Annotated in this window: 20 protein-coding genes; 9 read left to right on the top strand and 11 right to left on the bottom strand. The window is 70.4% G+C overall.

From position 1 onward, the window contains the following. Positions 1–1,191: 1,191 nt before the first annotated feature. Complete coding sequence (gene serB / locus ABZ848_RS43795) at positions 1,192–2,421, top strand: phosphoserine phosphatase SerB (protein WP_360841175.1); 1,230 nt, start codon at positions 1,192–1,194, stop codon at positions 2,419–2,421. A 70-nt stretch (positions 2,422–2,491) separates the two neighbouring features. On the opposite strand, the gene ABZ848_RS43800 is transcribed toward serB, so the two are convergent. From ABZ848_RS43800 to ABZ848_RS43815, 4 genes are all read right to left on the bottom strand, one after another. Next, positions 2,492–3,010, bottom strand: coding sequence for a histidine phosphatase family protein (locus ABZ848_RS43800; protein WP_360841176.1), 519 nt, complete (start codon positions 3,008–3,010; stop codon positions 2,492–2,494). Positions 3,011–3,075: 65 nt separating this feature from the next. Then, positions 3,076–3,279: a hypothetical protein gene (locus tag ABZ848_RS43805; RefSeq protein ID WP_360841178.1), complete on the bottom strand. Its 204-nt coding sequence runs from the start codon at positions 3,277–3,279 to the stop codon at positions 3,076–3,078. A gap of 179 nt (positions 3,280–3,458) precedes the next feature. Next, complete coding sequence (locus ABZ848_RS43810) at positions 3,459–3,575, bottom strand: SGM_5486 family transporter-associated protein (protein ID WP_278197078.1); 117 nt, start codon at positions 3,573–3,575, stop codon at positions 3,459–3,461. Positions 3,576–3,618: 43 nt separating this feature from the next. Continuing rightward, positions 3,619–4,965 carry a CynX/NimT family MFS transporter gene (locus tag ABZ848_RS43815; protein WP_360841180.1) on the bottom strand — a complete coding sequence of 449 codons (1,347 nt, stop codon included), beginning with the start codon at positions 4,963–4,965 and terminating at the stop codon, positions 3,619–3,621. Positions 4,966–5,046: 81 nt separating this feature from the next. Here ABZ848_RS43815 and ABZ848_RS43820 point away from each other — a divergent pair, with 81 nt between their 5' ends. Continuing rightward, entirely contained in the window at positions 5,047–5,736 is a 690-nt protein-coding gene (locus ABZ848_RS43820) for a FadR/GntR family transcriptional regulator (protein ID WP_360841182.1), read from the top strand. Here the strand turns inward: ABZ848_RS43820 and ABZ848_RS43825 are convergent. The 3 genes from ABZ848_RS43825 to fabG form a co-directional block, all read right to left on the bottom strand. Further along, positions 5,717–6,058 (bottom strand): hypothetical protein, encoded by a 342-nt coding sequence (locus ABZ848_RS43825; RefSeq protein ID WP_360841183.1) that lies wholly within the window; start codon positions 6,056–6,058, stop codon positions 5,717–5,719. The two genes, ABZ848_RS43820 and ABZ848_RS43825, sit on opposite strands and share 20 nt — an antisense overlap. Before the next feature lie 153 nt (positions 6,059–6,211). After that, positions 6,212–6,979, bottom strand: coding sequence for an enoyl-ACP reductase FabI (gene fabI / locus ABZ848_RS43830; protein ID WP_360841185.1), 768 nt, complete (start codon positions 6,977–6,979; stop codon positions 6,212–6,214). Between the two features lie 5 nt (positions 6,980–6,984). After that, positions 6,985–7,689 carry a 3-oxoacyl-[acyl-carrier-protein] reductase gene (fabG, locus tag ABZ848_RS43835; protein WP_360841187.1) on the bottom strand — a complete coding sequence of 235 codons (705 nt, stop codon included), beginning with the start codon at positions 7,687–7,689 and terminating at the stop codon, positions 6,985–6,987. Positions 7,690–7,944: 255 nt separating this feature from the next. Between fabG and ABZ848_RS43840 the strand changes: the two genes are divergently transcribed. Genes ABZ848_RS43840 through tyrS form a run of 3 tightly spaced genes read left to right on the top strand, consistent with a single transcriptional unit; the run spans position 7,945 to position 12,185 of the window. Next, entirely contained in the window at positions 7,945–9,468 is a 1,524-nt protein-coding gene (locus ABZ848_RS43840; protein ID WP_360841189.1) for a TldD/PmbA family protein, read from the top strand. Then, complete coding sequence (locus tag ABZ848_RS43845) at positions 9,465–10,859, top strand: metallopeptidase TldD-related protein (protein WP_360841190.1); 1,395 nt, start codon at positions 9,465–9,467, stop codon at positions 10,857–10,859. The genes ABZ848_RS43840 and ABZ848_RS43845 overlap by 4 nt, the downstream gene beginning before the upstream one ends. A 57-nt stretch (positions 10,860–10,916) precedes the next feature. Further along, on the top strand, positions 10,917–12,185 hold the full coding sequence (tyrS, locus tag ABZ848_RS43850) for a tyrosine--tRNA ligase (RefSeq protein WP_360841193.1): 1,269 nt from the start codon (positions 10,917–10,919) through the stop codon (positions 12,183–12,185). 51 nt (positions 12,186–12,236) lie between these two features. Here tyrS and ABZ848_RS43855 read toward each other — a convergent pair whose 3' ends face one another. Then, positions 12,237–12,515, bottom strand: a complete 279-nt coding sequence (locus ABZ848_RS43855; protein ID WP_242774288.1) for a GlsB/YeaQ/YmgE family stress response membrane protein — start codon at positions 12,513–12,515, stop codon at positions 12,237–12,239. 245 nt (positions 12,516–12,760) lie between these two features. On the opposite strand from ABZ848_RS43855, the gene ABZ848_RS43860 reads away from it, so the two are divergent. Then, positions 12,761–13,159 carry a DUF3099 domain-containing protein gene (locus tag ABZ848_RS43860; protein WP_360841195.1) on the top strand — a complete coding sequence of 133 codons (399 nt, stop codon included), beginning with the start codon at positions 12,761–12,763 and terminating at the stop codon, positions 13,157–13,159. Positions 13,160–13,373: 214 nt separating this feature from the next. Next, on the top strand, positions 13,374–13,613 hold the full coding sequence (locus ABZ848_RS43865) for a hypothetical protein (RefSeq protein WP_360841197.1): 240 nt from the start codon (positions 13,374–13,376) through the stop codon (positions 13,611–13,613). Here ABZ848_RS43865 and moaA read toward each other — a convergent pair. The 3 genes from moaA to ABZ848_RS43880 form a co-directional block, all read right to left on the bottom strand. Beyond that, entirely contained in the window at positions 13,610–14,599 is a 990-nt protein-coding gene (moaA, locus tag ABZ848_RS43870) for a GTP 3',8-cyclase MoaA (RefSeq protein ID WP_360841198.1), read from the bottom strand. The genes ABZ848_RS43865 and moaA overlap by 4 nt on opposite strands. Before the next feature lie 168 nt (positions 14,600–14,767). Then, positions 14,768–16,387, bottom strand: a complete 1,620-nt coding sequence (locus ABZ848_RS43875) for a cation acetate symporter (protein WP_360841200.1) — start codon at positions 16,385–16,387, stop codon at positions 14,768–14,770. Next, a complete protein-coding gene (locus ABZ848_RS43880) occupies positions 16,384–16,740 on the bottom strand; it encodes a DUF485 domain-containing protein (RefSeq protein ID WP_360841201.1) in 357 nt (118 codons plus the stop codon). Before ABZ848_RS43880 ends, ABZ848_RS43875 begins: the two co-directional genes overlap by 4 nt. A 254-nt stretch (positions 16,741–16,994) precedes the next feature. On the opposite strand from ABZ848_RS43880, the gene ABZ848_RS43885 reads away from it, so the two are divergent. Beyond that, the gene (locus ABZ848_RS43885; RefSeq protein WP_360841203.1) at positions 16,995–18,524 is read left to right on the top strand and encodes a S8 family serine peptidase; all 1,530 of its coding nucleotides are present in this window, start codon (positions 16,995–16,997) and stop codon (positions 18,522–18,524) included. 14 nt (positions 18,525–18,538) lie between these two features. Next, positions 18,539–20,068 (top strand): S8 family serine peptidase, encoded by a 1,530-nt coding sequence (locus ABZ848_RS43890; RefSeq protein WP_360841205.1) that lies wholly within the window; start codon positions 18,539–18,541, stop codon positions 20,066–20,068. Positions 20,069–20,086 lie beyond the last annotated feature (18 nt).

Here is a 20,086-nt window from a genome sequence, read left to right on the forward strand (position 1 = left end):
CAGGTGCCCCGCGACCGGGTGAGGGCTCGCCGCCGCACCGGCGCGGGCGGCTGTTCGGTGGGGCCGGGTCTGCTGGGGCCGGGCAGGCCGACGGGCCTCAGCAGCCTGGCGGGGCCCAGCAACCAGGCGGGGTCCAGCAGCCGGGTGGCGCCCAGCAGCCCGGCGGGGCCCAGCAGTCAGGTTGGACCGGCCACCCTGGCCGAACCGGACAGCCCGGTGAAAGCGGGCAGCCCGGTGAAAGCGGGCAGCCCGGTGAAAGCGGGCAGCCCGGTGGAAGCGGACCGGCCGATGCAACCGCTCGCTTCGGCCCGGCAGGGCGGTCTGGCGCAACCGGTGGACCCGGTGCAGTAGGTCGGCCCGATGCGGCAGGCCAGTCCGGTGCAGGACGTCAGCCCGATCCGGGAGGGCGGCCCGATCCGACAAGTCGGCCCGAGGCGACCGGGCGGTTCGGGCGTTGGGCGCGGTCTCGGGACGACAGGGCGCGGCAGTCCGACGAGGCCCGGGAGTCCGACGACACGTCGGCGCCCGACGCCGGGAACACCGACGTGTACGGCGCCCCGACCCAGGCCCGGCCCTACGACGGCCCCCCGCCCCGGTCACCGCGCCAGCCACCCCGCCCCCGCCGCGGATACCGCCCACGCAACGAGGCACCACCCCCACCGAAGCCTCCTCCGCCCCCGAAGAGGCCCGAGGAGGATCAGTAAGCCCCCTGGAGGCACGGATCCGGCGGGCCCGGGCGCCCCGGAGACGCCCGCCGGTCACCGTTTCACGCAGAGGCGACCCTCAGCGATGCGCTTGACCGGCGGCGGCGCACTGCCCGTACCCACCCAGCACACGCCCGCCCACCTACTCCGCCCCCCGCCCCGCTCGCCGTCCTCGTGCCGCCACTCCCCCGCGCCCACGGCTCCCCTTCGTCCACCCTGCTCGGCCAACATTCCGCGCGCCCGCCACCCGCGCCCGGGGGATCAATCCACCCGCCACCCGTCCGCCGCCCGTGACGCGACCCGCACCGCACCGCAGCCCCTTCACCCACCCCGCGGCCAAAGAGACAGCCGTCATCCAACGACTCCCCCACTGCCCTAGTGGTCGGCGCGTAAAGTGTTCGCCACCCTGTCGACATCCACTGTTCCGTGTCCGCTAGGCGGACCACGGCGGCGGTCGGCACTGCGTGCCGGATACGGTGGGTGCACCATGAGCGCTTCGCAGACCCCCGACGTTCCCGACGTGCCCGTTGACGTTCCCACCCTCCTCGTCAAGATCTTCGGCAAGGACAGGCCGGGCATCACGGCGGGCCTCTTCGACACCCTCGCCGCCTACTCCGTCGACGTGGTCGACATCGAGCAGGTCGTCACCCGTGGCCGGATCGTGCTGTGCGCGCTCGTGACCCAGCCGCCCGCCGGCCTGGAGGGCGACCTGCGCGCCACCGTCCACAGCTGGGCGGAGTCCATGAAGATGCAGGCGGAGATCATCTCCGGCCGCGGCGACAACCGGCCACGCGGACTCGGGCGCTCACTGGTCACCGTCCTCGGCCACCCCCTCACCTCGGAGGCCACCGCCCAGATCGCCGCGCGGATCACCAAGGCCGGCGGCAACATCGACCGTATCTTCCGCCTCGCCAAGTACCCGGTGACGGCGGTCGAGTTCGCGGTGTCCGGCGTCGAGACCGAACCCCTGCGCACCGCCCTGGTGACCGACGCCGCGGCACTGGGTGTCGACGTCGCCGTCGTCGCCGCGGGGCTGCACCGGCGGGCCCAGCGACTCGTCGTCATGGACGTCGACTCCACGCTCATCCAGGACGAGGTCATCGAGCTCTTCGCCGCGCACGCCGGCTGCGAGGACAAGGTCGCCGAGGTCACCGCCGCCGCGATGCGCGGGGAACTGGACTTCGAGCAGTCGCTGCACGCGCGCGTGGCGCTGCTGGAGGGGCTCGACGCCTCGGTCGTGGACAAGGTGCGCAGCGAGGTGCGGCTGACACCGGGTGCCCGGACCCTGATCCGGACGCTGAAGCGGCTCGGCTACCAGGTCGGCGTGGTCTCCGGCGGGTTCACCCAGGTCACCGACGATCTGAAGGAGCGGCTCGGGCTGGACTTCGCCCAGGCCAACACCCTGGAGATCGTCGACGGCAAGCTGACGGGCAGGGTCACCGGCGAGATCGTCGACCGCGCGGGCAAGGCACGGCTGCTGCGCAGGTTCGCCGCCGAGGCGGGCGTACCGCTCGCCCAGACCGTGGCGATCGGCGACGGTGCCAACGACCTGGACATGCTGAACGCGGCCGGCCTCGGAGTCGCCTTCAACGCCAAGCCGGTCGTCCGGGAGGCCGCGCACACCGCGGTGAACGTGCCCTTCCTCGACACCGTCCTGTACCTGCTCGGCGTCACCCGCGAAGAGGTCGAAGCCGCGGACACGCACGACGAACAGTGACCCGGCCACGGCGCAGACAGTGAAGGGCCCGGCACCGCGATGGTGCCGGGCCCTTCCACATCTCTCGGGTTCAGTCCTCCGGCGCCCAGTAGTCGCGCAGCGTGGCCACGCCCGGCTCCAGGCTCTTCCAGGAGCCGTCGAAGGAGAGGACGGCGAAGGCGGCGGCCGGGAAGCCGCGGCGGTTCATCCGCTCGCGGGCGTCGCCCTCGGTGGCGCCGGCCAGGATGTCGGCGAGTCCCTGAACGCCCGGGTTGTGGCCGATCAGGATGACGTTCTGCGCGTCGTCGGGCGTCTCGTTCAGCAGAGCGATCAGCTCGCCGGGCGAGGCCTCGTAGATCCGCTCCTCGTAGACGGTTTTCGGCCGCTGCGGGAACTCGTGGACCGCGAGCTTCCAGGTCTCGCGGGTCCGGATCGCGGTGGAGCACAGGGCCAGGTCGAAGGGGATGGCGGTGTCGGTCAGCTTGCGTCCGGCGACTGCGGCGTCCATACGGCCCCGCTCGGCGAGGGGGCGCTCGTGGTCGGTCACCTGTGGCCAGTCGGCTTTCGCATGGCGGAAGAGGACGATCCTGCGGGGTTCTGCGACGCTCATGGGTCCCAGCTTCGCATGAAACAGGCCATGGGGCGCAGGGAGTTGACCGGCGGCTCGGCCGGTGCTCAGCGGGCCAGGAGCTGCTGGGCGCGCTCGAAGAGGTGGGTGATCGCGGGGTCGCTCGCCGCGTGCGCGTCCGTGGGGTTCAGCATCAGGGCCAGGAGCACGATGAAGGCGAGCGCCGGCAGGGCGAGGGCCCACCAGGGGAGCCGTATGTCGACGCCGCCCGTGGTCGCCGGGCGGGGCCGGGTGTACGTAGGGGCCGACATGGGTGCCTCCGCTGGTCTTCGAGTGGTCCGTGGTCCGCGCCTCGCGGTCACGATTCGAAGTTACGGATTCCTCGGCCCCCAACCCATCCGGAGGTCCACCCAGTTGACCCTGACACTCACCCCCTAGGGGATGGTGGGGCTAGCCCCACCATCGACCGCCGACCGGGGCGGTGCGGGCGTCAGGGCGAGGCGATCGTCGCGATGACGGCGATGATCACGAAGATGGCGAAGAAGGAGCCGAAGACGAGCAGCATCTTCTTCTGGCCGTTCTTGGGGTTCGGGTCGAGCACTGGCATACGGCAAGTCTCGCACCCCGCGCGCGGGGCGGTTCCCCCGGGGTCAGCGGGCCGCCTCGTCCTCCACCGTGCGGTCGCGCCCGGCCAGCACGCCGACCACCATCTGCGGCACCATCAGCGCGGCCATGAGCGCGATCGGCAGGCCCCAGCCGCCGCTGTGCTGGTAGAGCACGCCCACCAGGAGCGGTCCGGGGATGGAGATCAGATAGCCGGTGCTCTGCGCGAAGGCGGACAGCTGGGCCACGCCCGCGCCGCTGCGGGCCCGCATGCCGACCATGGTGAGGGCCAGCGGGAAGGCGCAGTTGGCGACGCCGAGCAGCAGCGCCCAGGCCCAGGCGCCGCCGGCCGGCGCGAAGTACAGGCCGGCGTAACCGGCGAGGCCGCAGGCACCGAGCGCGAGCACGATCGGACCCTGGTGGGGCAGCCTGGCGGCGACGCGCGGGATGACGAAGGCGAGCGGCACGCCCATCACCATCGTGACGGCGAGCAGCAGTCCGGCCGTGCTCGCGGCCACGCCCGCGTCCCGGAAGATCTGCGCCATCCAGCCCATGGTGATGTAGGCGGCGGTGGCCTGGAGTCCGAAGAAGACGGCGAGCGCCCAGGCGGTACGGCTCCTGGTGATCCGCAGCGCAGGCCCCTCCACGCGCGCGTGGGCATCAGTGGAGCCCTCGGCGCCCTCCACGCGTGCGTGCGCGTCGGCGGAGGCCTCGGGGCCCGCCACGCGCGCGTGCTCCCGCCTCCCGGCCCCGCCCGGGCGTCGTACGAACGGAATCCACGGCAGTACGGCCGCCGCCGCGAGCCCCGCCCACACCGCGAGCCCGGTCTGCCAGCTGCCGCCCAGCGCGTCGGTCATGGGCACCGTGATCGCCGCCGCGGCCGCGGTGCCCAGGGCCAGCGCCATGGAGTAGAGGCCGGTCATGGAGCCCACCCGGTCCGGGAACCAGCGCTTGACGATGACCGGCATCAGGACGTTGCTGACGGCGATGCCCATGAGGGCGAGTGCGCTGGCGGCCAGGAATCCGGCCGTACCACCCGCGTACGGCCGTATGAGCAGGCCCGCGGTGATGGCCACCATGCCCGCGCAGACCACCGCGCCCGCGCCGAAGCGGCGGGCGAGGCGCGGGGCCGTGACGCCGAAGACGGCGAAGCAGAGCGGCGGCACGGAGGTGAGCAGTCCGGCGACGCTGCCGCTCATGCCGAGCCCGTCGCGGACCTCTTCGAGGAGCGCGCCGAGGCTGGTGATGGCGGGACGGAGGTTGAGGGCCGACAGCACGATGCCGACGACCAGGAGGCGCGTCGTCCACGCGCGCGTGGCGGGTCGCTGGGGCTCGTCCGCGGCCGAACTCCGTACTGCCGTGGACGTCGTCGTCCTGGTTTCCTGGCTTGCCATGCGTCCATCATAGAATCATGGGATGATTGGTTGTCCACCCCTTGGTCGGCCGTACCCGGCCACCTCGTGCGAAGGTGTGCCATGCCCCTGAGTCATCCCCGTCGTTCTGCGCTCTCCGAGCAGGTCATCGCCGCGCTGCGCAACCAGATCACCTCGGGCGAGTGGCCGGTCGGCTCACGCATCCCCACGGAGCCGGAGCTCGTCGAGCAGCTCGGGGTCGCGCGCAACACGGTCCGCGAGGCCGTCCGCGCGCTCGCGCACAACGGTCTGCTGGACATCCGCCAGGGCTCGGGCACCTATGTCGTGGCAACGAGCGAGCTGGCGGGCGTGATGCACCGCCGCTTCGCCGACGCGGACCCGAAACACGTCGCAGAGCTGCGTTCCACCCTGGAGTCGGCCGCGGCCAGGCTGGCCGCCGAGCGGCGCACGGAGAAGGACCTCAAGCAGCTCGACGCGCTGCTGGTGCGGCGCGAGGAGGCATGGGAGTCGGGCGACGCGGAGGCTTTCGTGACGGCGGACGCCACCTTCCACCTGGCTGTGGTGGCCGCGTCCCACAACGACGTGATGAGCGAGATGTACGCCGACCTCGGCGAGGTGCTGCGGGACTGGCTGCGCGAGGACGTCGGCCGGGAGCTGACCCCGGAGACGTACATGGACCACACACGGCTGGTGGACGCGATCCGCGCGGGTGACACGGAGGCGGCGGGCCGGGAGGCGGCGAGCTATCCCTTCCTGTGCCGCCCGGGCCGGTTCACCGCCGCTGGTGGCTGACCCACACCGAGCGCACGTCCTCCCAGCAGCGCCCGGTCAGCCGTACGGTCATCGCCGGACCGGTGTCGACCGGGGCGCCGTCGGTGTCGAGGTCCCACCACTTGGCGCACTCGACGTGCAGGCTGACGCCGTCGGTCTGCGGATAGGGGTTGTGGCAGTACGCGGTCACATGGGATCCGGTGACCCTGGTGCGGCACTCGGCGCCGAAGGGCTGCGCCGCGAGGGGTCTCTTCACGCGCGCGTGCGGGACCGCCTCGTACGGCAGGGACATCACGAGAGCGACGGCGACGGTCACTGAGGCCAGGCTGCGGGACAGGCGCACAAGGGGACCTCCTCGGCCGTGCTGGGGAGGGGAGCGTGTGGTGAACGCGTAATCCAGAGTGCGCAGTTGTGGGCCGTCGGCGCCTGGTCGGCTAGGCCGAACGGGGGACGCCCCGCTCCTCGCGGGAACGGGGCGTCGACGACGTAGCGGAGATCAGGCGCCGATGGCGTGCAGGCCGCCGTCCACGTGGATGATCTCGCCCGTGGTCTTCGGGAACCAGTCGCTCAGCAGGGCGACGACGCCCTTGCCGGCCGGCTCCGGGTCCTTGAGGTCCCACTCCAGCGGGGAGCGCTCGTCCCACACCGCGGCGAGGTCGCTGAAGCCCGGGATGGACTTGGCGGCCATGGAGCCGAGCGGGCCCGCGGAGACGAGGTTGCAGCGGATGTTCTGCTTGCCCAGGTCACGCGCCATGTAGCGGCTGGTGGCCTCCAGGGCGGCCTTGGCGGGGCCCATCCAGTCGTACTGCGGCCAGGCGTACTGCGCGTCGAAGGTGAGGCCGACGACCGAGCCGCCGTTCTGCATCAGCGGCAGGCAGGCCATGGTCAGCGACTTCAGGGAGTACGCCGAGACGTGCATGGCGGTGGCGACCGACTCGAACGGCGTGTTGAGGAAGTTGCCGCCGAGCGCGTCCTGCGGCGCGAAGCCGATGGAGTGCACGACGCCGTCCAGGCCGCCGAGCTCCTCGCCGACGACGTCGGCCAGCCGGCCCAGGTGCTCGTCGTTGGTGACGTCGAGCTCGATGACCTTGGTGGGCTTCGGCAGCTTCTTGGCGATGCGCTCGGTCAGCGTGGGCCGCGGGAACGCGGTCAGGATGATCTCGGCACCCTGCTCCTGGGCCAGCCGGGCGGTGTGGAAGGCGATGGAGGACTCCGTCAGCACACCCGTGATCAGGATGCGCTTGCCCTCGAGAATTCCGCTCATGGTGATCAGTGACCCATTCCCAGTCCGCCGTCAACGGGGATGACGGCTCCAGTGATGTACGAGGCGTCGTCCGAGGCGAGGAACCGCACCGTCGCGGCGACCTCCTCGGGCTGCGCGTAGCGGCCGAGCGGCACCTGGGCCACGATGCCCGCGCGCTGCTCGTCGGTGAGCACCTTGGTCATGTCGGTGTCCACGAAGCCGGGCGCGACGACGTTGAAGGTGATGTTGCGCGAGCCCAGCTCGCGGGCGAGGGAGCGCGCGAAGCCGACCAGCGCGGCCTTGGAGGCGGCGTAGTTGGCCTGGCCGGGACCGCCGTACAGGCCGACGACCGACGAGATGAGGACGACGCGGCCCTTCTTGGCGCGCAGCATGCCGCGGTTGGCGCGCTTGACCACGCGGAAGGTGCCGGTGAGGTTGGTGTCGAGGACGGACGTGAAGTCCTCCTCGGACATGCGCATCAGGAGCTGGTCCTTGGTGATGCCGGCGTTGGCGATCAGGACCTCGACCGGGCCGTGCTCGGCCTCGATCTCCTTGTAGGCCTGCTCCACCTGCTCGGTGTCGGTGATGTCGCACTTGACGGCCAGGAAGCCGGCCGGCGGCTCACCCGAGCGGTACGTGATCGCGACCTTGTCGCCGGCGTCGGCGAAAGCGCGGGCGATGGCGAGGCCGATGCCCCGGTTGCCTCCGGTGACGAGAACCGAGCGGCTCAACGGATCACCCTTTCGATAGGTGTCTGACACACCCGCCCGAACAGCTGGATGACAGGCGGCTTCCCCGAAAACCTATCGGGCCGCTCGCGCTCACGGACATTCGGGCACCGACAGTGGCTTACGGGACTCACTGTCGGGTCCCTACAGAAAGTTCCCGGCACCGGCCCGAAACCTGTGGCCCGCGGGCCCGCCCGCGCGAAATGATCGGGGTACCGCCGGTCCGACCACAGGTCACGACAACAAGGAGAGACCTCGGTGCCTCATACCATCGACGAAGCCTTCACGGCTCTACCTCTGCGCGCCCTCGCCGACGCGGCACTCGCACGCGCGCGTGCCCTGGGCGCCGAGCACGCGGACTTCCGGTTCGAGCGGGTGCGCAGCGCGTCCTGGCGCCTCAGGGACGCCAAGCTCGCCGGGTCGTCGGACACCACCGACCTCGGGTACGCGGTGCGGGTCGTGCACGGCGGGACGTGGGGCTTCGCGTCCGGCGTGGACCTGAGCCTGGACGCGGCGGCCAAGGTCGCCTCCCAGGCGGTCGCCATGGCGAAGCTGTCCGCCCAGGTCATCAAGGCGGCCGGCTCCGACGAGCGCGTCGAGCTCGCCGACGAGCCCGTACACGCGGACCGGACGTGGATCTCGTCGTACGAGATCGATCCCTTCTCGGTGCCCGACGAGGAGAAGACCGCGCTGCTGGCGGACTGGAGCGCACGCCTGCTGGCCGCGAACGGCGTCAACCACGTCGACGCCTCCCTCCTCACCGTCCACGAGAACAAGTTCTACGCCGACACGGCCGGGACCGTGACGACACAGCAGCGCGTCCGGCTGCACCCGCAGCTGACGGCCGTGTCGGTCGACGAGTCGAGCGGCGAGTTCGACTCGATGCGGACGATCGCGCCGCCGGTCGGGCGCGGCTGGGAGTACCTCACGGGCACCGGCTGGGACTGGGACTCCGAGCTCGAACAGATCCCGGAGCTGCTCGCCGAGAAGATGCGCGCCCCGAGCGTGGAGGCGGGCCTGTACGACCTGGTCGTCGACCCGTCCAACCTCTGGCTGACCATCCACGAGTCCATCGGCCACGCCACCGAGCTGGACCGCGCCCTCGGCTACGAGGCCGCCTACGCCGGCACCTCCTTCGCCACCTTCGACCAGCTCGGCAAGCTGAAGTACGGCTCGGAACTGATGAACGTCACCGGCGACCGCACCGCCGAACACGGCCTCGCGACCATCGGTTACGACGACGAGGGCGTCGCCGGCCAGTCCTGGAACCTGGTCAAGGACGGCACACTCGTCGGCTACCAGCTGGACCGCCGCATCGCGAAGCTGACCGGCTTCGAACGGTCGAACGGCTGCGCCTTCGCCGACTCCCCCGGGCATGTGCCGGTGCAGCGCATGGCCAACGTGTCCCTGCAGCCGGACCCGGCGGGGATGTCGACCGAGGACCTGATCGGCAGCGTGGACCGCGGGATCTATGTGGTCGGGGACCGGTCGTGGTCGATCGACATGCAGCGGTACAACTTCCAGTTCACGGGTCAGCGGTTCTTCAGGGTCGAGAACGGGCGGATCACCGGGCAGCTGCGGGACGTGGCCTATCAGGCGACGACGACCGACTTCTGGGGGTCCATGGCGGCCGTCGGCGGGCCGCAGACGTATGTGCTCGGGGGTGCCTTCAACTGTGGGAAGGCCCAGCCGGGGCAGGTCGCGGCCGTGTCGCACGGTTGTCCTTCGGCGCTGTTCAAGGGCGTCAACATCCTCAACACCACGCAGGAGGCCGGTCGATGAGCGCCCGCAGCAACAAGCCGCACGAGATCGTCGAGCGGGCGCTGGAGCTGTCCACCGCCGACGGCTGTGTCGTCATCGCCGACGAGCACTCGACCGCCAACCTGCGGTGGGCGGGCAACGCGCTCACCACCAACGGCGTGACCAGGGGTCGTACCCTCACGGTCGTCGCGACCGTCGACGGCAAGGAGGGCACGGCCTCCGGTGTCGTCTCGCGCTCCGCCGTGACCGTGGACGAGCTGGAGTCCCTGGTGCGGGCCGCCGAGGCCGCCGCGCGCGGTGCCGGGCCCGCCGAGGACGCGCAGCCGCTCGTGACGGACGTACCGGCGTCTCCGGACTTCACGGACGCGCCCGCGGAGACCTCCTCCGCCGTGTTCGCCGACTTCGCGCCCGCGCTCGGCGAGGCCTTCGCACGCGCGCGTGCGGGCGGACGTGAGCTGTACGGCTTCGCCAACCACGAGCTGGTGTCGAGCTATGTGGGTACGTCGACGGGGGTGCGCCTGCGTCACGACCAGCCCAACGGCACGCTGGAGCTGAACGCCAAGTCGCCCGACCGTACGCGCTCGGCGTGGGCGGGGCGGTCGACGCGGGACTTCAAGGACGTCGACCCGGGCGCGCTGGACGCCGAGCTCGCCGTACGTCTGGGGTGGGCACAGCGGCGGATCGAGCTGCCCGCCGGGCGGTACGAGACGCTGCTGCCGCCGACCGCCGTCGCGGATCTGCTGATCTACCAGCTGTGGTCGGCGTCGGGCCGGGACGCGGTCGAGGGGCGCACGGTGTTCTCGAAGCCGGGCGGCGGCACGCGCGTGGGCGACCGGCTCGCCGAGCTGCCGCTCACCCTGCGCAGCGACCCGAACGAGCCGGGTCTGGAGTCGGCGCCCTTCGTGATCGCGCACTCCTCGGGCGGCGACCAGTCGGTGTTCGACAACGGCCTGCCGCTCACGGCGACGGACTGGGTCCGCGAGGGCGAGCTGAAGCGCCTGATCACCAGCCGGCACAGCGCGGGTCTGACCGGGCTGCCGGTGGCCCCCGCGGTCGACAACCTGATCCTTTCGGGGGGTGAGGACCGGTCGCTGGAGGAGATGGTCGCCGGCACCGGGCGCGGGCTGCTGCTGACCTGCCTCTGGTACATCCGCGAGGTCGACCCGGCCACGCTGCTGCTCACCGGTCTGACCAGGGACGGCGTGTACCTCGTCGAGAACGGCGAGGTGACCGGCGAGGTCAACAACTTCCGGTTCAACGAGTCGCCGGTCGACCTGCTGGGGCGGGCGACGGAGGCGGGGCGCACGGAGAAGACGCTGCCGAGGGAGTGGAGCGACTACTTCACCAGGGCCGCGATGCCGCCGCTGCGGGTGCCGGATTTCAATATGAGTTCTGTCAGTCAGGGCGTATAACCTCGTAGCCGGTAGTCACTCGACTGCCCGAGGCACTTTCTAGGAGATACGAGAACCGTGACGGACATCGTCGAGGAGCTGAAGTGGCGCGGGCTGATCGCCCTCTCCACTGACGAGGACGCATTGCGCAAGGCGTTCGCGGACGGTCCCGTCACGTTCTATTGCGGCTTCGACCCGACCGCGCCCAGCCTGCACCTCGGCAACCTCGTGCAGATCCTGACGATGCGCCGGATCCAGGACGCGGGCAACCGTCCGCTGGGCCTGGTCGGGGGTGCCACCGGTCTCATCGGTGACCCGAAGCCGAACTCCGAGCGCACGCTCAACGCGCCCGAGATCGTCGCCCAGTGGGTCGAGCGGCTGCGCGCGCAGATCGCTCCGCTGCTGGACTTCGAGGGGCCGCACGCCGCGGTCATGGTGAACAACCTGGACTGGACCTCGGGCCTGTCGGCCATCGAGTTCCTGCGGGACGTCGGCAAGCACTTCCGCGTGAACAAGATGATCGCCAAGGAGGCGGTCGCCCGGCGGCTGGAGTCCCAGGAGGGCATCAGCTACACCGAGTTCAGCTACCAGATCCTGCAGGGCATGGACTTCCTGGAGCTGTACCGGCGGTACGGCTGCACGTTGCAGACCGGTGGCAGCGACCAGTGGGGCAACCTCACCTCGGGCACCGACCTGATCCACAAGGTCGAGCCCGACGCGGTGGTGCACGCGCTGGGCACGCCGCTGATCACCAAGGCCGACGGCACGAAGTTCGGCAAGACCGAGTCCGGCACGGTGTGGCTGGACCCCGAGATGACCACGCCGTACGCCTTCTACCAGTTCTGGCTGAACGCGGACGACCGGGACGTCTCCAAGTTCCTGCGGATCTTCAGCTTCAAGTCCCGCGCGGAGATCGAGGAGCTGGAGCGGCAGACCGAGGAGCGGCCGCAGGCGCGGGCCGCCCAGCGGGCGCTGGCGGAGGAGCTGACGACGCTGGTGCACGGGGCCGATCAGACGGCCGCCGTGATCGCCGCGTCCAAGGCGCTGTTCGGGCAGGGTGAGCTGGCGGAGCTGGACGAGAAGACCCTCGCCGCGTCGCTCTCCGAGCTGCCGCACATCCAGGTCGCCGAGCTCGGTCAGGTCGTGGACCTGTTCGCCGAGGTGGGTCTCGTGGCCAGCAAGTCGGCCGCGCGGCGGACCGTGAAGGAGGGCGGGGCCTACGTGAACAACGTGAAGGTCGCGACCGAGGACGCGGTCCCCGCGAAGGAGGACCTGCTGCACGGGCGGTGGCTGGTGCTGCGGCGAGGCAAGAAGAACCTGGCGGCGGTCGAGGTCACGTCCGCCTGAATGAAGCGGAAAAGGGTGGGTCTCCTCTGCGGGAGGCCCACCCTTCTGCTTTCAGGTCGTCTGTTTCCGCTTGCCGAGCGTCGCCATGTACAGCATGTCGACCACGAACACGATGACGACCGCGGCGACGAGCTGGAAGGCGTGGCGGCTCCAGTCGATGCCGCGGGTCGCGTCCACGCCGAACGCCCGCGCGATGGCGTTGCCGGCGATGGCACCGAGGATGCCGCAGATGGTGGTCAGCCAGAGGGGACTGTGCTGCTTGCCCGGGATGATCGCCTTGGCGATCAGGCCCAGCACGAATCCGACGATGATCGCCCACAACCAGCCCATGGCTGCCTCCTTGTACGGCTCGACGTGAGCATTACGCCCAGTGTTGGGCCGTACGCCGTACGGCGCATGTCGGGTGCCGCCGTACGTGTTACGGCTGAGAGCGTCCGCCCAGGCAGGAGGCGACCCGGTCTCGTAGGCGACGCAGGCGCGGCGTAACGTTGGAGGTGTCCGGACCTCGTTCCCCGACCGGGTACGGACCGTGCACGGGGCGGGACGGGGCCGATGCGGGCGGATGGTGGAATGTGATGCGGAAGCAGCACGGCGGCGGCAACGGCCAGGTGTTCCGGATCACCGGTGCGCGCACGGGTCTCGACGAGGACGTGCGCGGGCGGCAGCGGCGGTACGTCATCTCGATGTCGATCCGTACGGTGTCGGTGATCCTCGCGGCGTCGCTGTGGAACGTCGAACGGCACGTCGCGATCGTGGCGTTGGTTCTCGGACTGGTCCTGCCGTACATCGCGGTCGTGATCGCGAACGCGGGGCGGGAGAACGCTCCGTCGCTTCCGTCGACCTTCGTGACGGTCCCGATGCGTCCGATGATCGCGCCGCCGCGGACGAACGACGGTTTCACGGAACCGGTCCCGGAAGATGTCCCGGGCGAGTCCGCGCAGGGCGTACGAAGCGAGCCTCGCGACCAGGTGTGACCGGCGCGGACGGGCGACAAACGGAATTCGCGCTACGCACCAAGCTCAAGAAAAGCTCAGAACTGATCATGCCGATCCAGTGCCATGGGGCGTGCTACCCGTGACATACTTCCTAAGCGCTCCGCATCCCCCGTCGGAGCGACAGACCGACGCCGGGCAGCTCCCCCCGTGGCTGCTCGGCGTCGCCTTTTGTGGGGCTTGTAGGGTCAGGAGCGTGAATCTCGATCTCTCCGGCTCCGAGCCTGTCGCCCCGATCTGTTCGGCCAAGGGCTGTCGTGCCGGTGCCGTGTGGGTTCTGGCTTGGAACAATCCCAAACTGCACACGCCGGAGCGGCGCAAGACGTGGCTCGCCTGTGAGGAGCACCGGGAGCATCTGTCGCAGTTCCTCGGCGTACGGGGCTTCCTCAAGGACGTCGTGAGGTTCGAGGACTGGGAAGCGCCGGAGGGGTCCTAGCCGCCGATCGCGGACATCGGGCGGTCCGGCTGCACGAAGGACGGGTCGTCCAGGCCCGCGCCCGCCTTCTTGCCCCACATCGCCAGGCGCCAGATGCGGGCGATCTCCTCGTCCGGGGCGTCCGAGCGGAGGGCGGCTCGCAGGTCCGTCTCCTCCTGGGCGAACAGGCAGGTGCGTATCTGGCCGTCCGCGGTGAGGCGGGTGCGGTCGCAGGCCGCGCAGAACGGGCGGGTCACCGAGGCGATGACACCCACGCGCTGCGGGCCGCCGTCCACCAGCCAGCGCTCCGCCGGCGCCGAGCCGCGCTCCGCCGCGCCCTCGGGGGTGAGGTCGAAGCGGGTGCGCAGGGACGCGAGGATGTCGCCCGCCGTCACCATGCCCTCGCGCTTCCAGCCGTGCTGGGCGTCCAGGGGCATCTGCTCGATGAAGCGCAGTTCGTACTCGTGCTCCAGCGCCCAGGCCAGGAGGTCCGGGGCCTCGTCGTCGTTCAGGCCCGGCATCAGGACCGAGTTGACCTTGACGGGGGTCAGGCCCGCGTCGCGGGCGGCCCGGAGGCCGTCGAGGACGTCGTGGTGGCGGTCGCGGCGGGTGAGGGTCTTGAAGACGTCCGGGCGGAGGGTGTCGAGGGAGACGTTCACCCGGTCCAGGCCCGCGGCCTTCAGGGCCGTCGCCGTGCGCTTGAGGCCGATGCCGTTGGTGGTGAGGGACATCTGGGGGCGGGGGTCCAGGGCCGCGACCCGCTCGACGATGCCGACCAGGCCCGGGCGCAGCAGCGGCTCGCCGCCCGTGAAGCGGACCTCCTCGATGCCCAGGGAGGTGACCGCGATGTCGATCAGGCGGACGATCTCGTCGTCCGTGAGCAGGTCCGGCTTGGCCAGCCACTGCAGGCCCTCCTCGGGCATGCAGTACGTACACCGGAGGTTGCACCGGTCGGTCAGCGAGACCCTCAGGTCGGTGGCCACTCGGCCGTATGTGTCGATGAGCACGTGGGCCCCCTCCCTCGTAGCGAATCAGCGTGGATCCATCGTCTTCCGTCACTTGCGAGCCTACGTGACCCGACTGACATCGACAGCGGCCCGATCCCACGAGGTACGGCGCGGCCGCGTCGTAGGGATCTACGACGCGGCCGCTCAGGGGGCGTACCGGGGGGGTCGTCAGTGGGCGCCGGTGCCGGTCAGGGACCGGACCTCCAGCTCCGCGTACTTGCCCTTGTCGGGCTCTTCCTTGGACAGGTAGGTGCCGAGGACGCCCAGCAGGAAGCCGACCGGGATCGAGATGATGCCCGGGTTCTCCAGCGGGAACCAGTGGAAGTCGACGTCCGGGAACATCGACGTCTCCTTGCCGGAGACCACCGGCGAGAACAGCACCAGGCCGACCGCGGTGACCAGGCCGCCGTAGATCGACCACAGGGCCCCGCCGGTGGTGAACCGCTTCCAGAAGAGGCTGTAGAGGATGGTCGGGAGGTTGGCGGAGGCGGCGACCGCGAAGGCGAGGGCGACCAGGCCGGCGACGTTCAGGTCGCGGGCGAGGGCGCCGAGCACGATGGAGACCGCGCCGATGCCGACGGTGGCCCAGCGGGCCGCGCCGAGTTCCTGCTTCTCGGTGGCCTGGCCGCGCTTGATGACGTTCGCGTAGATGTCGTGCGCGAAGGACGAGGACGAGGCCAGGGTGAGGCCCGCGACGACCGCGAGGATCGTGGCGAAGGCGACCGCCGAGATGGTGGCCAGCAGGATCGCGCCCCAGTTGGAGTCCACGCCGCCCAGATGGAGGGCGAGGAGTGGCGCGGCCGTGTTGCCCGCCTTGTTGGAGGCGATGATCTCGTCCGGCTTGATCAGCGCGGCGGCGCCGAAGCCGAGGGCGAGGGTCATCAGGTAGAAGGCGCCGATCAGGCCGATGGCCCAGATGACCGACTTACGGGCGGCCTTGGCGGTCGGCACCGTGTAGAAGCGGATCAGGATGTGCGGCAGGCCCGCGGTGCCCAGGACCAGGGCGATGCCGAGGGAGATGAAGTCCAGCTTGGTGGTGCCGGTGGCGCCGTACTTCAGGCCGGGCTCCAGGAAGGCCGAGCCCTTGCCGCTGTTGTCGGCGGCCGAGCCGAGCAGGTCGGAGACGTTGAAGTCGAACTTCAGCAGGACCATGAAGGTCAGCAGCAGGGCGCCGGCGATCAGCAGGACCGCCTTGACCATCTGGACCCAGGTGGTGCCCTTCATGCCGCCGATGGTGACGTACACGATCATCAGTACGCCGACCAGGGCGACGATGCCGATCTTGCCCGCGTCGCTGGTGATGCCGAGCAGCAGCGAGACCAGCACGCCCGCGCCCGCCATCTGGGCCAGCAGATAGAAGATCGAGACGACGATGGTCGAGGTGCCGGCCGCCGTGCGGACCGGGCGCTGGCGCATCCGGTAGGCGAGCACATCGCCCATGGTGTAGCGGCCGGAGTTGCGCAGCGGCTCGGCGACCAGGAGCAGGGCGACCAGCCAGGCGACCAGGAAGCCGATGGAGTACAGGAAGCCGTCGTAGCCGAAGAGGGCGATGGCTCCCGCGATGCCGAGGAAGGACGCGGCGGACATGTAGTCGCCGGAGACGGCGAGGCCGTTCTGGAAGGCGGTGAACTGACGGCCGCCCGCGTAGAAGTCGGCGGCGTCCTTGGTCTGGCGGCCCGCCCAGACGGTGATGACCAGGGTCGCGGCGACGAACACCGCGAACAGGGTGATGATCAGCGTCCGGTGCTCGCTGGCCTCGCCGGCCGCCAGGGTGATCGCGGGGCTCATTCGCCGCCCTCCATCCGGGACTTGATGGCCTCGGCCTTGGGGTCGAGCTGCGCGGCGGCGTGCCGCGAGTACCACCAGGCGATGAGGAAGGTGGTCAGGAACTGGGCGAGGCCCAGGACCAGGGCGACGTTGATGTTGCCGAAGAGCTTGGTGCCCATGAAGTCGTCCGCGTAGTTGGAGAGCAGGACGTACAGCAGGTACCAGGCGATGAAGCCGACCGTGAGCGGGAAGGCGAAGGAGCGGTAGGAGCGGCGCAGTTCACCGAACTCCGCGCTCTCCTGCACCGCTTCGAACTCCTCGGTGGAGGGGAGTTGGACTGGGGATTTCGAGGGTGGCGGTGTCTCGGTGGCCACGGAGTCTCCTCGCGTTGCGGGTGCGGTTGTGACGGGGATCGGGGGCGAGTGTCCTCGTGCTCCCTGTCCAAGGTCACGGCGCCACGCGAGGGCAGGTTCAACGCCCTTGACCCTTTTCCGAACTCGCCATGGGGAACTCATTGCTGACCAGCGACTTCGGGGGATAGCTTCGGGCCTGCACCACCCGTCATGTACCTGCCCGAGCACCACCTGTGTCTCGGGCGGTTCTCGTTTCCGGATGATGTGGAGACCCCATGGCTCATCTGCGTTCCAGACGCCGGCTCGCCCTCGCCGTGCCGGTCGTTCTCTCCCTGACGGCCTCGCTCGGCTTCCTGCCGGCGGCGGCGCAGGCCGCTCCCCGCGCGGAGTCCGCCACCCTGGCGGCCGACGCGGACACCTTCGCGTATCTCGTCAACACGAAGACGGACCACCGCACGATCGAGTCGGTCAAGAAGGCGATCAACGCGGCCGGTGGTTCCGTCGTGGTGTCGTACGACCAGATCGGCGTGATCGTCGTCCACTCCACGGACCTCGGATTCGCCGCGAAGATACGGAAGGTGCGCGGGGTTCAGTCTGCGGGTGCCTCGCGGACCGCGCCCGTGACGGCCGCGGGGACGACCGACGAGGGCGGGGTGCAGTACCTCTCGAAGGCTCAGGCCGCGCAGCTCGCGAACAGTTCGGCGGCCGGGGAGGAGCCGCTGGAGGCCGACCAGTGGGACCTCAGGGCGATCGGCGCCGACAAGGCCGCGCGGATCGACCCGGGCAGCAAGAAGGTGACCGTCGCCGTGATCGACACCGGCGTCGACGACACCCACCCGGACATCGCGCCCAACTTCTCCGCCTCGCAGTCCGCGAACTGTGTGAGCGGCAAGGCGGACACCACGTACGGCTCGTGGCGGCCGGTGGACGACGGCGAGCACTACCACGGCACGCATGTGGCGGGCGAGATCGCCGCGGCCCGCAACGGCATCGGCGTCGCCGGTGTCGCGCCCGGCGTGAAGGTCGCGAGCATCACCGTGGCACAGCCGGACGAGAGCGTGCTGTTCTTCCCGGAGAGCGTGGTGTGCGCCTTCGTGTTCGCCGCCGACCACGGCGTCGAGGTGACCAACAACAGCTACTACGTTGATCCGTGGCTGTACAACTGCATGGACGACCCCGATCAACGTGCCATCGTTGATTCGGTCAACAGGGCCCAGCTGTACGCCCAGCGCAAGGGCACGCTCAATGTCGCCGCGGCCGGCAACTCCAACGACGACCTCGACTCCGACGCCCTGGTCGACGACTCCAGCCCGGACGACTCGACGCCGGTGACGCGGACGGTCGACCCGCACGAGTGCTTCGACGTGCCGACCCAGCTGCCGGGCGTCGTCACGGTCAGCGCGGTCGGCGTGACGGGCGCCAAGTCGTACTACTCCAGCTACGGCGACGGCGTCATCGACGTCGCGGCGCCGGGCGGCGACAAGTACAAGATCCCGGACACGCCGTCGAAGAACGGCCGCATCCTGTCCACCCTGCCGAACAACGAGTACGGCTTCCTGCAGGGCACCTCGATGGCCTCGCCGCACGTCGCGGCCGTCGCCGCGCTGCTGAAGTCCACGCACCCGTGGGCGACTCCGGCCCAGCTGCAGGGGCTGCTGAAGGCCGAGGCGGACAACCCGGGCTGCCCGACCGACCCGTACGACGGGGACGGCGACGGCGTCGTGGACGCCACCTGCGTGGGCGGCAAGCGCGTCAACGGCTTCTACGGCTTCGGCATCGTCAACGCGCTGCGCGCGGTGAAGTAGGGAGACACAGACACATGACCGCGCCTCACCAGCGCCACCGTCGCGTCCTCGCCCTCCCGCTGGGGATGGCCATGGCGACGGCCCTCACGTTCCTGCCGAACGTCACGGCCTCGGCCGCCGAAACCGCGACCACGGCTACGACCGCGGCCTCGGCGGACGCGACCTCGCTCAGCTATGTCGTCAACGTCCGCCCCGGGCACGGCCCTTCGGCGCACATCAAGAAGGCGATCGCCGAGGCCGGCGGCACGATCCTGACGTCGTACGACCAGATCGGCGTGATCGTCGTCCACTCGGCCAACCCCGACTTCGGGCTGATCATCCGCAAGGTGCCGGGCGTGCAGTCGGCCGGCAACACGCGCAACGCGCCGCTGCCCGCGCAGTCGACGACCGACGTGGGCACGCCGAAGGCGCTCACCGCGGACGAGCTGACGGACGTTCAGGCCGCCGACGGCCAGGACCCGTTGGAGCCCCTGCAGTGGGACCTGCCGGCCATCAAGGCGGACAAGGCGCACGAGGTGGCGCTGGGCAGCCCGAAGGTCACCGTCGGCGTGATCGACACCGGCGTCGACGACACCCACCCCGACATCGCCCCGAACTTCGACCGCCAGGCGTCGGTCAACTGCGTCTCGGGCAAGCCGGACACGACGGACGGCGCCTGGCGGCCGACCGCCGCGGAGAGCCCGCACGGCACGCACGTGGCGGGCGAGATCGCCGCCGCGAAGAACGGCGTCGGCATGACCGGCGTGGCGCCCGGGGTGAAGGTGGCCGGCATCAAGGTGGCCACGACCGCCGGCTACTTCTACACGGAGGCCGTGGTGTGCGGCTTCGTGTGGGCGGCCGAGCACGGCGTCGACGTGACGAACAACAGCTATTACACCGACCCCTGGTACTTCAACTGCACCGACGACCCGAACCAGAAGGCGCTCGTCGACGCCATCACCCGGGCCTCGCAGTACGCGGAGAAGAAGGGCACGGTCAACGTCGCGGCGGCCGGGAACGAGAACTACGACCTGAACGCCGACGAGATCACCGACCCGGTCTCGCCGAACGACGGCACGCCCTCGGACCGGGTGATCGACCCGTCCGAGTGCTTCGACATACCGACCCAGCTGCCGGGTGTGGTGACGGTCGCGGCGACCGGCGCGAAGGGCCTCAAGTCGTCCTTCTCCAACTACGGCCTGGGCGTCATCGACGTGGCCGCGCCGGGCGGCGACGCGACCGCCTACCAGACCCCCGCTCCGCCGGCCACCAGCGGCCTGATCCTGGGCACGCTGCCCGGCGGCAAGTGGGGCTACATGGCCGGTACGTCGATGGCCTCCCCGCATGTCGCGGCGGTCGCCGCATTGATCAAGTCAACCCATCCGCATGCCTCCGCGGCCCTCGTCAAGGCGCTGCTGTACGCGGAGGCCGACGCCACGCCGTGCACGGACCCCTACGACATCAACGGCGACGGCAAGGTCGACGCGGTGTGCGAGGGCTCCAAGAACCGCAACGGCTTCTACGGCTGGGGCACTGTGGACGCACTGGACGCGGTGACGAAGTAGGGCTGATTCCAGCACTGG

The organism is Streptomyces sp. NPDC047081, assembly GCF_040643775.1.
Taxonomy (GTDB): Bacteria; Actinomycetota; Actinomycetes; order Streptomycetales; family Streptomycetaceae; genus Streptomyces.

Excerpts from the sequence above, each read along its gene's own strand:
- serB (WP_360841175.1), top strand. The coding sequence starts at position 1,192 with ATGAGCGCTTCGCAGACCCCCGACGTTCCCGACGTGCCCGTTGACGTT.
- ABZ848_RS43800 (WP_360841176.1), bottom strand. The coding sequence starts at position 3,010 with ATGAGCGTCGCAGAACCCCGCAGGATCGTCCTCTTCCGCCATGCGAAA.
- ABZ848_RS43805 (WP_360841178.1), bottom strand. The coding sequence starts at position 3,279 with ATGTCGGCCCCTACGTACACCCGGCCCCGCCCGGCGACCACGGGCGGC.
- ABZ848_RS43810 (WP_278197078.1), bottom strand. The coding sequence starts at position 3,575 with ATGCCAGTGCTCGACCCGAACCCCAAGAACGGCCAGAAGAAGATGCTG.
- ABZ848_RS43815 (WP_360841180.1), bottom strand. The coding sequence starts at position 4,965 with ATGGCAAGCCAGGAAACCAGGACGACGACGTCCACGGCAGTACGGAGT.
- ABZ848_RS43820 (WP_360841182.1), top strand. The coding sequence starts at position 5,047 with ATGCCCCTGAGTCATCCCCGTCGTTCTGCGCTCTCCGAGCAGGTCATC.
- fabI (WP_360841185.1), bottom strand. The coding sequence starts at position 6,979 with ATGAGCGGAATTCTCGAGGGCAAGCGCATCCTGATCACGGGTGTGCTG.
- ABZ848_RS43845 (WP_360841190.1), top strand. The coding sequence starts at position 9,465 with ATGAGCGCCCGCAGCAACAAGCCGCACGAGATCGTCGAGCGGGCGCTG.
- ABZ848_RS43855 (WP_242774288.1), bottom strand. The coding sequence starts at position 12,515 with ATGGGCTGGTTGTGGGCGATCATCGTCGGATTCGTGCTGGGCCTGATC.
- ABZ848_RS43860 (WP_360841195.1), top strand. The coding sequence starts at position 12,761 with ATGCGGAAGCAGCACGGCGGCGGCAACGGCCAGGTGTTCCGGATCACC.
- ABZ848_RS43875 (WP_360841200.1), bottom strand. The coding sequence starts at position 16,387 with ATGAGCCCCGCGATCACCCTGGCGGCCGGCGAGGCCAGCGAGCACCGG.
- ABZ848_RS43885 (WP_360841203.1), top strand. The coding sequence starts at position 16,995 with ATGGCTCATCTGCGTTCCAGACGCCGGCTCGCCCTCGCCGTGCCGGTC.
- ABZ848_RS43890 (WP_360841205.1), top strand. The coding sequence starts at position 18,539 with ATGACCGCGCCTCACCAGCGCCACCGTCGCGTCCTCGCCCTCCCGCTG.